Consider the following 12,911-nt stretch of genomic DNA (forward strand, 5'->3'; position numbering starts at 1 on the left):
AACCTATAAGAACTCACGGATCAATTGACTGCGGTGGCTAAAAACAGTCTCGTCATCAAAACTGACACCATCTCGCGCAGCTTTCGCTATCAGGTTTCTGAGAGTTAAACGGTCCAGATCAATTTGAGTTATTGCATTCGTCAAAGCTGATGTATCGTTCAGGTTGACTAATTGACCACCTCCGTTCTCTGCGATCAGGTCCTGAGCGAAAGAGCCGCAATAACCAATAATTGGTGTACCGGAGACTAGTGCTTCGATAAGACACCTCGGAGATTCAGGCGTTTTATGACAAAATAAAAAAATATCGGAAGAACGAAGCGCAGCCAAAATGTTCGATCGATCAGCAACAAACCCAGGTAGCTTCACATAGTCCGACAGACCACTATTCGAGATTATTTCCTGCATCTTAGAGAGATCTGGGCCAGACCCAAGCCAAGTTGCATTAAAAGACACTCCAGAATGGGCTAAATTTACCAAGACACTGATCCAGTCGAGCCCTCCTTTCATAGGTTCTGCTCGACCCACATATATAATTTCTAGTGGCCGCTTCTGTGTGGCTTGCTCTAACTTATCTTGCAAGGCACCAGCTGAAATATGTTCTGACTTCTTGATATGAATATCGTGCACAATTTGTGGATTCGAACAAAAAGGAGCATAAGTATCGAAAGTCTCACGCCCATGAAATAGACCTAATGATGAGCGCTTAATCAGGAACTTCTCCAACCAAGCCATTGGGCGGTGATACATTCTAGCCCTTAATCGATGTCGCCAAGTTCCAGAATGCATTGTTCTACGGATGACCTCAGACTCCACGCGATCAGTCCAAACTGCGTATTTTCTGTCTTTTGACGATGCTAAGTAGCAAGACAATGATCCCCAATCTCCAAATAAACCTCCTATAGAGAATGACAGATAGTTGGCCTTGTCGATTTCGTTGAGGATAATTTCTCTTGTGCGGAAGAAATGCTTTGCGAACTGGTCTGGTCTATAAGCCATTGGCAATGGGACTAAGTTGATACGATCTAACGAATATCCGACTTGTTCGATTGGAACCCAGTTATCTGGCGGAAGCCCATTAGCGACGGGCATCATAACCGAGATTTCATCAAAATTTTCTGACCATAAACGCAGACCATTGCAGGCTTGATCTTCCAGCAAAAAACCATGTGCCCCTTGAAAGAGAGGGACGGGCGCGTAGAGTAACAGTCTCTTTAGACTACTTTTTTCTGACATCATTTTTATGCTTTTTTGCTACCAAAATGAAGGGATGACTAATTCCCTAAAATACATAAATTTTTCGGAGGCGCAATGTAATGCGGATTCAGTTAAATGTGGGTATGCCAGAGTACATCGAAATAAACAAAATTCTAATTCGGTTGGCTTGAAAAATAGAAATACCTAGAAGTCATTTTTCATTAGAAGCACAATAGAGTCATAATTCCAACACACTGCCAGAATTGCAATAAAAGAGGAAATCAGGAAATAGACTATGTCGTGCATGGGGTCCCAGGTTCCGTGGCGTCGAGCCAACCACACCAAAACTGGATATATTGAGATAAGAGCGATTGCCCTGCCAATGAATGCACCGATTAATCCTCCTATAAGAAATCCTGCAATAAAGAGCGTGGTTTGTGAGGCGGCACGTGCGCCCATCAGCTTAAAAAAACTGAGGGAGTCGCCAGCTGCCAACGCAGCCTTATCATAGGTCATCACAATAATTTGCAATGCTGAAAAAAGAGCGATGATCACTACAATTCCACCGGCTAAGCTATAGCGAGGATCATATAGTATTTCAATTAATAGGGGGCCCATGAAAGCTAGTATTGCTACTCCTAACAGTAAGCCTCCGGTGGCCGTTGATCTCATTACCTGCATTCGCTTAAAGTTTTCTAACGAATCTTTTGGAGGTCGTTCGCGGTACGCAGGAACCAGTACTCGACCTAAAATTGCTTGTCCTAGCTGATGGGGAAATTGTGCTATGAAAAAGCCAATACTATAAATTCCCAAAGATTCAGCTGTGAGAAATTTACCTAAGATCAGTCTATCACTTTGACTTGCCAAAAAACCAAATACGGTACTAAAGAATACCCATTTCCCAAATTTTATTAATTCACTTGCGGACGATCTATCCCAATGGAAGTGGTTGTTATTTCCGCGGACGAGATAATAAGACAATATTAAGTTAGATAAGCTTGTTATAATTGCGCCGACAACCAAAGCCCAGACAGATTCAAAATAAAGCGCAAATATAATCATTGATAAAACGCCAGATATTTGTGACATCATTTCGATAATTAGCACCCGACCAATACTTAGGTGCCTGCCGGCTGTCTCGACCTTTGTGGGTAAAAATCCGTCAATGATTAATGCGATTCCGGCGACTGGCAATAGATATGAGATTAGCGGCTCACCATAAAAGTTTGCGATAGGGTAAGCCAATGCACATGCGCAGAACCACAAAAGGAAACCGCGAATAACTTGTAACGTCCAAACGGTATTGAGAAAATTCGTTTCGTCACCGCGCTTATTCTGCTGAATTGAGAGGTTTAGCCCAATATCTGAGAACATTTTCAGCCCTGTCAAAAAAACAGTGACTAGTGCCATTAGCCCAAATGCTTCAGGAAATAGAATACGTGTTAGGATTAAGTTAGCTGCTAATCGGATGGCCTGAGATCCCAGGAACCCGGACCCAGACCAAATTGAGCTTCTAACAAACCGAGCTTTGAGGCCCATACCTGATATCATGATACTTCTCAATCCATACTTTCGTTCATGTATTGGTGAACTTTGCGATCAGGATTTATGTTGGATTTTGCACGAAGTGTTTTTTATAAATTTATCTAGCAGCAACATGAACATGTTTTACTTGGGCCTTTGTCAGTTGTTTCTTGAGCTGTTTATTTACTTGGTGCTGTGGTTTACCGATGCCGCCTGATCTTTGCGGACTACCGGAGAAGTGTGGTGATTACAGCGTACGATGCTCTGTACCGTGTTGTCTAAGCTATACCCGCTTCTTTTTTGTATATTTCTAGCAGCATCAGCTTCTTAGTGCATGTTTATAGCTTGGGCAAAAACTTGGAGTTTATCAGAGCTCCGTAAAACTGTGCCAATATATTGGCCACGAAAAGGTGGCTTGAATTTAATTAAGCGGGCATTTTTGAAGTTCAAAGCACATCCTTGTTTTCGAAAACTCGTTCCAAGTGATCGATTCTCCGAGAGAATTCGCGGCGGAATTCATGCTCTCTCGCCATTGAGTAGGCTTGTTCGCAAGCCGTCACGATTTCGGTCCGGGCTGAATTTAGGCGCACAATCTCTTCTGCCATTAATATTGGCCGCCCAAGTGGGGTTACCCAGCCCGCCCCGGATTCTCGGCAAAGCGCTGACCACATTTGATTGGAGTACCCGATTACTGGAATTCCACCACCCATTGCTTCGATATAAGTACAAGATGGATCTGATTGGCGATGACAGCTCAAATATATATCTGCATGTTTGCGAGTGAATGGAACCAGTTCTGACTTGAAGTCAACAACACCGTGCAAGCGAATCCGATTTTGTAATCCTTCAGCCTCAATGTTTGCACGAATTTCGTTTTCAAGGCTGCCCGTACCAAAGATGTTTAACTCGAACTCAACATTTTGACGTACTAATTCTTTTGCGATGGGAATGAGATCATGAGATCCTTTCATATGCTCAAGGCGCCCAGAATGAATTAGGCGCAATCGGCCGTTTTTAAGCAGGTGTTTGCGGCGTGACGTCCGCTCTGCTTCATTTGCCAGCAATGCACTATCTACACGGTTATCCAGGTAAAGCAATGTGTTGTTGTGTAGGCGCTTATAAACCTCATAAGACGGGTATCCATTTGCTTGAAGCCCGCTCGCTTTGCAGAAAGCGTGCCGCCGCTTGCGCTCTTGTCGTATTTGCCAGAAGGCAGAATAAAGTCGGCGAGTAATCCCTCGAGATCTGTCGAGTAAAGCTATTTGAATTCTGGTTTTCAGTATGTTCTCTATGATGAAGATCAGCGGTATTCCTGCCGTTCGGCATAGATCAGCCACATGAAAATATGCGTGGTTGTCACCGCTACATAGGACAATATCGAAGTCCCGGATGTCTTCATTGTTTACATCCCTCCCTTCCTTTAAAAGCTTCACCGAAAACGGTAATCTGGATAAGTTGTATGTATTTCCGAAAGGGAAACCTTCGCTCCGTTCTGCCAGGAGAGCCGTTACCGGGCCTTCCCAAGTATCACAATAAAGCTGCATTCCTTCACAGAACTTAATATCTAGAAGAAAGTTCTCGCCACGTGAGACCGCAGCCGCTGAGGAAATAACCAGAAGCTTTTTCATATCCACTCGTACAAAAAGAATACCCTACATTTATATAATCCTTGAACACATAAATCATCATGTGCATCGTGAAAAACTGTTATTCTCGAAGCGAACGTTCTGTACGATAGAACTCATCTTTATCAACAAAGCTCTGCAGAACCAGTTGTCCTATAGTTATTGCTTCAGTTTCGACAGAAGGCGAGGAGACAAATATGATTCACGGTCGGTGGTCGCGCACTGATGACGGTATTCGATTGAATGATTGGATTAAGCAGAATCAGATTGAGGATATTATGGTTGTTTCACCACATCTGGACGATGCTGCCTTTTCTCTCAGCGAGTTTCTAACACGTCCGGGCTTGCCGCCGCGATCCGTCTTTACCGTGCTGACAAAGGCTGCTGCATCAACCAGTCAGGAATACGCAATTGCTACTGGCTTTGAAAATACGGAACAAGAATATCAGAAACGTCGAGAAGAAGACATGGCTGCGATGACACGCCTTAATGTGCCTTTTGTACACTGCAATGGCCAGCCGGGGTGTCTTGATGCCGAAACAGCCAAGATTGTAGTCAAGCAGATTTTGGAAGGGAAAGACTTTAGACGTACACTGATCTTGCTACCTCTAGGTGCAGGGGGCAAACTAAACCCAGTTGAGCGCTTCATCAGAATGTTGTTACGCTTGCCAGTGGGTAGCAAAGCTCACCAAGAGCATATTTGGGTCCGCGATGACCTCAGGATTCATATTGCGCCAACCGAAGCAGTTGTTGGATATTATGCGGAAATCCCGTATCAATGGGCGAATAGCCCCCGTAATCTTCTAAAATATGCCCATCTCTTTTGTGGCGGCAAGGCCCTGGTTTTTAACTTGCAACCGGATACGGACGCAAAACTCGCAGTAGCGTACGATTATAAAAGCCAAATAGAGCATGAATTCGGAAGAAGCCACTCCTATCAGAAGCGTACGGCAAGTATCCCTGAGCGGATATTCCTGCCAATTTAAAGAGCGAACACTCACTGAGTACGGCACTGAAACCACACGAAAGGCGTTGTAAGCGTCTATGGAGTAGACCGCCTAATCGTAATCCAGACCTGCCACTTTGATTGGTAGTCTGGACGTAGGTTCAAGTGGCTTTGGTTTGCGAGCTAGCGTTGTCTAGCCTATTGGTGTTCCTGCACTGCAAGCGGCCAAAATAGGCTTTAAAGGTTTGAAAAATCTTAATCACGTGAACAAAGCTCTTCTTGGTATAGATTTCACTTGAAATGCTCTAGCCGCTTAGCCAAGTTTATGAAAGTACGCTCTTGTTTTAGAGATGAATAGTGGTTCACCTGTCGACACAGTCGCGCACCTTTAAGGTTGTTATTTCAATCATTAACTTCCGCACGCCGGATTTGACAATTCAGTGCGCAAATTCTGTACTTGCAGACCTGAATGATCTGGATGGTCATATTGTTATTATTGATAACTTTTCAGGGGATGAATCTGTAAGTAAGATTTCCAAATGGATAAATGAATTGGGAGCAACGGCTCCAGTAACGTTAGTGCGGTCATCAAATAACTCCGGCTTTTCCGGAGGCCATAATCAGGCTTTGGCAAAATACAACGCAGATTATTTTCTAATTCTAAATTCGGATGCTCTGTTGCGGACTGGGTTTCTTCAAAACATACTCACTGAAGCCGCAAAGAACCCAGATGCCGGATTTTTAAGCCCTCGACTTGAATTTCCTGATGGTAGCCAGCAAACAAGCTGTTTTCGCTTTCATAGCCCCATAAGTGAGTTTATTCGAGGCGCTCAAAGTGGTCCCTTGACCCGTGCATTCCGTCAATATGATGTTCCTCTTACGATGCCCCCCCAGCCAGAGTTAATCGATTGGGCAAGTTTTGCATGCATTTTGCTAAATGCCCGCATGATTACTGACATTGGCCCTATGGATGAGGGGTACTTTTTATATTTCGAAGATGTTGCTTATTGTCGGTTGGGTCGGCAGAATGGCTGGTCAATTTTACATACTCCAAATGCACGCGCTGTCCATTTCCGTGGCGGCAGTGGGCCTGTGAAAAAAAAACAGAAAGAAAACAAACGCCTGCCCGCATACTACTACGCATCACGGACCCGGTACTTCCGCCAATTCTATGGTCGATGGGGTCCTTTACTGGCCAATACCGGTTGGATTGCCGGACGTATAATCGCTCACTTGCGTACACTAGCAGGAAAATCCATTCCACCATCAAATCAATCCGAAATGTACGACATATGGACTAATACACTCTCGCCATTAGGCGACAGAAAAGCTGAGGGATAGTATACGTGGCAAGACCTGATTTTCTTGTCGTTGGATCTATGAAATGCGGCACAAGCACTTTAGCCGCGCAACTATCAGAGCAGCCTGGAATATTCATGGCGAGCACTGATGAGATTAACTTTTTCTCGGATGACCAAAACTACGTCAAAGGTTTGAGTTGGTATGAGAGCTTATTTGAGGCGGCTGATCCGGATGATCTTAAAGGAGAAGTCAGCACGCATTACACGAAAATGCCATCCTATCCGAATTGTGTTTCGCGTCTTAAAGAGGCTTTGCCAAATGTTAAGATCATCTACCTCATTCGCAATCCAATAGACCGCGCAGTGTCCCATTACATTCATGAATGGACTATGGGAAATATGCATGGAAATATTAATGATGCGTTTTCAGAATATCCCGAGTTAGTCAGCTATGGATGTTACGCACGACAGATCTACCCGTATGTTAAGGAATTCGGGGAAGAAAACATTTTTTTAACCAATCTAGAAACTATGTCTACACGACCTCAATTAGTATTGGAGGAAATATCAAAGTTTCTAAATTTTACCAGAAATATTAATTGGAAATTTCAGATACCTCAGAAGAATGTTTCTTCGGAACGAATTAGACGGTTTCCGTTACATGATATTTTATTTGACAATACTATTGCTACTGGTGTGCGCAGAGCATTAGTTCCGCGAGCAGTCCGGGGCAGAATTAAATCTTGGCGCCAAATGCAGCACAGACCTGAATTGAATTTAGATACTCTAGCGCAGCTCGAGAAGTGTTTCGCAGATGATTACCATGAGCTTAGGAAGATTTTACCTTACACAGAGGATGTAATTGAAAGCTACCCTTTCTTATAATGAATGCCCGTTATTTCAGCATTTATGTTTATGATGCTAATCCAATAGTCATCTCTAGATGCGCGGTGCGCGCTTAAAATAAGTTTTGGATTTCTGCTCGACGTGTTTTCTCTTGTTTGGCGTTTGTTCTTCTTGATCGTCCTGTTCGTGGGCACCCATTATTGCGCCGGCCAAGAGATAAGTAATTGGCGTCAGAGTAGCATTAGGAATTAGATCAATCAGATTTGCTGCTAGAACTATCCCTAATCCAGAGGTAGCGGGTGATAATCCTTGCCGATAACGCTTTGACAAAAGTAAAGTAAGTGGCAGAGTTATCAGCCCAAATCGTGCTATATATCCTAACCAGCCAAAGTTTCCGATGATTATGATCCAAGCACCGTCTGTTGTACTAAGATCTCTACCTGTTTCAGGGTCGTAGATGCGGGCCCTGCCCCAGCCACCCCAGCCAAACAGCGGCTTCTCTTCGGCCTTTTCCAGCAATATATCTTCGTTGTCTAGGCGATATTCAAAAGAAGCGGCTCTTTCTTCGTTAATAGATCTCGTAATGTCTGCAACGTAATTCACCGGGATCCAACCTGCCCCACGTAGAGCCGGATAGAGAATAACACTTGTGGCAATGAGCGCTGCAACGAGTGCCTGTGTTCTAACTTTTGTTAGCGCCATAACGGGTAGAAAAAAAATTGCTATAGCTAAGGCACCAAGCGTTTTGCTCAATACGAGAGTGACGCCTAACCAAATTGTGATACACAATCCGATAGGTTTACTCCAGGGAGAACCTGGCGATCGCCAAATGCTTACAGATCCTAAAACCGCCATAGCAATAAACATTCCAACCCAAAGGCCGTGTTGTAAGAATACAATGGGCCTAAATCCTCCCCATCGTATATGCTGCAGGAAGCTATGTGGAAAAAAGCCATATAACCACTTGTTAAGTTGTGGGCTCAGACGGACTTCTATCAATATCAATATAGAATAGGCTAAAGCTCCATAACATAGAGCTAAAAGTAAATATCTATGGCTATCCGGGGTCGATAAAAATCTCCGCGCCAAGAAAAATGGCAAGAGTGCTACCAAGGCTTTACTCAAAGTAGAAAGAGCATCATATGGCCTCAAGCCGGGAATAACAAAATCTGCAATGAAAAGAGGTTCTCTATTTTGAGAAATAGTTAAGGCGGCCGAAAGAAATAAAATCAGAATTAGAAGTGATGCGATTTTATTCTTGCGCCTTTTTGGAGTTGTAGCCTCCGAATCCGATGACATCTTATCGTCTAGGTACTGATCGATTGAGGCATCTTTTATCTTATTCTTCTGCCACATTATAAAAATGCACATTATAGTAGCAGACACACTAGGGACAAATGTTTTGTCTAAAGGGGGAATTACTGGGAGATCGACTACGACTCCGGTGGGCAAGAATAAATATCCGCCAAGGATCGAATAGATTAAAGCCTTAGATATAGGCATTTTCCAAAACAGATAAAATACAACAATAGGCCAGAAGAAAATTACAATATATGCAAGCGTGTTGGGCATCACTAAATACGCAATCCTAAACTGTGAAATATATTAGATTGCTATTGTTACTACGTTAAACCTTCCAGCACGAGTTAGTATTTTAAATGGAGTGGGCGCATTATTTATTGCGCCCACATCGAAATTATAAACTCCAGACATCTACAGTTACAAGTCCTTGTGTATATTGTCCGTCATCATCCCCAGCCCAATATGTGAATGTATCCGTGCCAACAAAATCTGGATTAGGGCGATACAAAATCTGTCCATCATCTTGTACATAGATATTTCCATTAGGCGTGGTGCTGAGGCCGTCAACGTAGAGTGTATCGCCTGCAAGATGGCTGTCATTGGCTAAGACATCTATCAAAACATCCTGTCCTGCAGCTGTGCTCGCAGTATCGTCTTGCGTTTCAGGGGCAATATTATCGAAAGTAATGATACCGTTAAACTGAGCTCCGCCCCAATGATTGACAGACCACGAATTCTGAATTTGTGTATCGGTCATATTCAACTCGATGACATGACTGAACTTATAAAGTTCTCCGGTTGCGCGGTCCGCAACAAAATCTTCTATTATCAGTACATTTTCGCCAGTTTCTGTTTTGTAGTATCCAATATTCGCAATGTATGGGGCAATATCCTCGTGCCAATAAAGTTCTTGAGGGTCTCCCTCAAACTGTCGCTCGCGAGAACCTATAGAATCAGTTTTTATGCCATCAAAACGAAGAGTCTCACCTTCCGATATTGTCGTGTCACCATGCATGACGAAGCCTAGGCGGCCGGCTTCCAACTGGTCTGATGTCATAATCGTGTGTCTGTCTGGATTGAAACCTATATATTCGGTCACGACATTTTGCATTGAGACATCTATGAAGACATCTGCGTAGTCGGCTCCTTCAGTGCCAAAATGGAAGCCCTGCTCAAGATTTATACCTTGGTTAAATTCCGCAATGTTGAGCCCATTCACAACAATGTCGAACGCATTGCCTCCAAGGTTAAAACCTATTCCAGCATCTACAAAAGATTGTGTACTTGTTGTTCCGAGTAAGTCTATGTTTAGCAGTGTATAATGAGAGGTATAAGAGATATTTATACCCTCACCAGTTTCCCAGTTCAAAAAACCATCCAAAACACTGCGAACATCATGCCCTTGATTCGGGTTGGCTTTTACAACAATAAGGCCAACTTCGGTGCCGAAGGCTTCATTATTGTGGAAGCCTTGAATGACCGCCTGATCTAGATTGGTTGTATCAGATCCATAAGCTATTTCTGGTTGATCTAGATTAGCGCTTAGTGGGTCGCTTGGAGCAGAGCGATGCATCCAAACATAGCCATGGGTAGTATTAACTGCGACATTATCTGAAGCTTCGACTAGGCGTCCGGCGAAGAAAAATCCGTCACCTGTTCGACCATTATCATGGCGTGCAACATCGGAAGCTTCTTTTGCAGTTGAATCTCCCCAGCCAATACCCTCAGAACGGATTGCCATGTTGTTTGACCAGATACCGGTTTCATCGCCGTCTTCGGCAGCAAAAGCTGCGCCAAAGACATCAAAGGCGACGTTGTCGGTGAAATAGGCATGGCTTGAGTGGTGCACAAACCCCCAGCCTGGCGAGCCACTGACCGTGTTGCCAATAGCTATGGCGGGATCTTCCTGATTTTCGGTTCCGGTTTTATGGAAATGGAAAGAGTAGCGTCCTTTGACATTGCTATCGGGCTCTATCGAGCTGAAAGTGCCGACATCCGCCGCCGGTGTCGACTTGTCAGTCCTTCCCAGATCATCAAATGCTGCGTAGCGCACATCCACATCATCCGAATGCATGAACATCACATGTCCCCGGTGATGTACCTCGGTTCCCTCGCCGTCTTCGCTGGAGAATGTGATGTTACGAGACATGTTCGCGACGTAAGCGGACAAATCATCTCGGGGGGTGTCGTGATCGTATTGTAGCGCGCGATCAAGGGTAATGGTGTTGCCGTCAATCGCCGTAATGACGACCTCTTCGTCTTCACTTTCATGATAAATTGTAGCACGGACGTCGTTGTCCCAATACCACCCTTGCTTATGAGTGCCGCTTAACACAATCGTATCGCCGATCTCCCAGCCTTCTGGAACTTCGGCTAGGCTGATCTGCGTGTCCCCAGCCATCGGTGCGTCAGAAACTTTGAGGAAGCTTGTTTTCTCGGCTCCGTGAATCTCTACTTCACCGTGCGAAATAACGCCTCGCGACAGCAGTGAAGGATCCCAGGATGTATTGATATCGCCGTTGTTGGCGATGACAATCTGCACATCTACACCGGCCTCAATTGGGTTGTCCGCTGTACCGATTTCCAATCGCCCTGTTGGGGACACAACCATCGTGTCCAGCAAGATTTTGCTGTTCACATTCGTGGCAAAGGCCAACTCTCCGTCCACACGTACAGAGAACAAAGACTCGTCGCTTTCTTCGTCATACAGAACAGATATGCCTTCGGGGATCAGAACCTTGGCACCCTCTTCCGGAATAATCCCATTGTGCCATGTGGCCGGGTCAAACCAGTCACCATCACCAATTGCGACATGCGTGGCTTCGGCGCGATCCACAAGATCCAGAACCTGCATGTGTTCTTGGGACATGCCAGCATTGTCGCCATGGGCATGCGCGTCTGGCAGTGCCTTGACTGCTGCTACGTATGCGTCAACTTCGCTTGGATCAGTTGGCGGCGGGATGTATCCGTCACTGTGTCCATCATGTCCGCCATCAGTATCATGACCGTCATGTCCGCCGCTATCTCCGGTGCCCTGCCCGTCATCGGTGTCGTGGCCATCATGCCCATCGTTCCCATAGTCGGTATCTTGATCACCTGACGCACTATGAGTCAGCGTGTTGCCCGAAATAAGCTCACGCTGGCCGTTGCTGTCGGGACCTTCCCATTCCAACTGCAGGGTCGAGGCCCCACCGGCTTCGAAATAACGCACTTCAATTTCATGAGTGCCTGCCGACAAATCCAGCGTAATGCTCTGTTCTTCCGTGGCATGCAGCCCGTCATTGTCGATCACTGGCTGGCCATCAATATAGAGCGCCGAGCCATCATCCGAGGTCAGATAGAGCGTATAGGTGCCACCCTCAGTGACATTCAGATTGCCTGTGTACTGAACTGCAAAATTGTCTGACGGACCGCCCTCCCACAAAGACCCGCTGCTGCGGGTGGTATTGAGTTCGGTCGCTGTGCCTGTTCCATACGGCGGCGCGTCAAAATCTATCTGGGACAGGCTGGAGATACCTGTCGCCAGAATAAAATATGCTCCGATCAGGCCTGGCATTTCTTCCGAATTGGATCCGTGGTCGCCGGTTCCATGTCCGTCATCTCCATCGGTATCCCCGGTGTCCTGTCCATCATGGTCACCGTGGTCATCGCTGTCGCCGGTATCGGTGTCATGCCCGCTGTGATCATCACTCATGTCGCCGTGGCTGAATGCATCGCCAGAGATCACTTCACGCTGACCATCGCTGTCCGGGCCTTCCCATTCCAGCTGCAGCGTGGCCTCGCCACCGCGTTCGAAATACCGGATTTCGATCTCGTGGGCGCCCGCTGACAAATCCAGCGTGACGCGCTGTTCTTCGAACCAGTGCAGACCATCATTGTCGATCACCGGCTGACCGTCAATATAAAGCGCCGAGCCATCATCCGAGGTCAGGTACAGCGTATAGGTGCCACCTTCCGCGACATTCAGGTTGCCTGTATAGCGCGCCGCAAAATCGTTTGACGGGCCACCGTCCCACAACGAGCCATTGCTGCGATAAGTGTCCAGCTCTGACACCATGCCAGTGTTGTCAGGTGTGGCATTGAAATCTATCTGGGACAGGCTGGAGATACCTGTCGCCAGAATAAAATATGCTCCGATCAGGCCTGGCATTTCTTCCGAATTGGATCCGTGGT

At 45.7% G+C, this 12,911-nt stretch carries 8 protein-coding genes; 3 read left to right on the forward strand and 5 right to left on the reverse strand.

The genetic code is table 11. The features are described from left to right. Positions 1-3: 3 nt before the first annotated feature. The 3 genes from ACR0MQ_RS21730 to ACR0MQ_RS21740 form a co-directional block, all read right to left on the reverse strand. The gene (locus ACR0MQ_RS21730) at positions 4-1,233 is read right to left on the reverse strand and encodes a glycosyltransferase (RefSeq protein WP_480610835.1); all 1,230 of its coding nucleotides are present in this window, start codon (positions 1,231-1,233) and stop codon (positions 4-6) included. 165 nt (positions 1,234-1,398) lie between these two features. Continuing rightward, positions 1,399-2,745 carry an oligosaccharide flippase family protein gene (locus tag ACR0MQ_RS21735; protein ID WP_480610837.1) on the reverse strand — a complete coding sequence of 449 codons (1,347 nt, stop codon included), beginning with the start codon at positions 2,743-2,745 and terminating at the stop codon, positions 1,399-1,401. Positions 2,746-3,164: 419 nt separating this feature from the next. Next, positions 3,165-4,346: a glycosyltransferase family 4 protein gene (locus tag ACR0MQ_RS21740; protein ID WP_480610839.1), complete on the reverse strand. Its 1,182-nt coding sequence runs from the start codon at positions 4,344-4,346 to the stop codon at positions 3,165-3,167. Between the two features lie 194 nt (positions 4,347-4,540). Between ACR0MQ_RS21740 and ACR0MQ_RS21745 the strand changes: the two genes are divergently transcribed. From ACR0MQ_RS21745 to ACR0MQ_RS21755, 3 genes are all read left to right on the forward strand, one after another. Next, positions 4,541-5,329: a PIG-L deacetylase family protein gene (locus tag ACR0MQ_RS21745; protein WP_480610841.1), complete on the forward strand. Its 789-nt coding sequence runs from the start codon at positions 4,541-4,543 to the stop codon at positions 5,327-5,329. 317 nt (positions 5,330-5,646) lie between these two features. Continuing rightward, complete coding sequence (locus tag ACR0MQ_RS21750) at positions 5,647-6,630, forward strand: glycosyltransferase family 2 protein (protein ID WP_480610844.1); 984 nt, start codon at positions 5,647-5,649, stop codon at positions 6,628-6,630. Between the two features lie 5 nt (positions 6,631-6,635). Next, complete coding sequence (locus ACR0MQ_RS21755; protein ID WP_480610846.1) at positions 6,636-7,475, forward strand: sulfotransferase domain-containing protein; 840 nt, start codon at positions 6,636-6,638, stop codon at positions 7,473-7,475. Between the two features lie 54 nt (positions 7,476-7,529). Here ACR0MQ_RS21755 and ACR0MQ_RS21760 read toward each other — a convergent pair whose 3' ends face one another. Next, positions 7,530-9,008, reverse strand: a complete 1,479-nt coding sequence (locus ACR0MQ_RS21760; RefSeq protein ID WP_480610849.1) for a hypothetical protein — start codon at positions 9,006-9,008, stop codon at positions 7,530-7,532. A 124-nt stretch (positions 9,009-9,132) separates the two neighbouring features. Then, the coding region (locus ACR0MQ_RS21765; RefSeq protein ID WP_480610852.1) for a PA14 domain-containing protein at positions 9,133-12,911 on the reverse strand (3,779 nt) is incomplete at its 5' end.

The organism is Ruegeria sp. AN6, assembly GCF_056540425.1.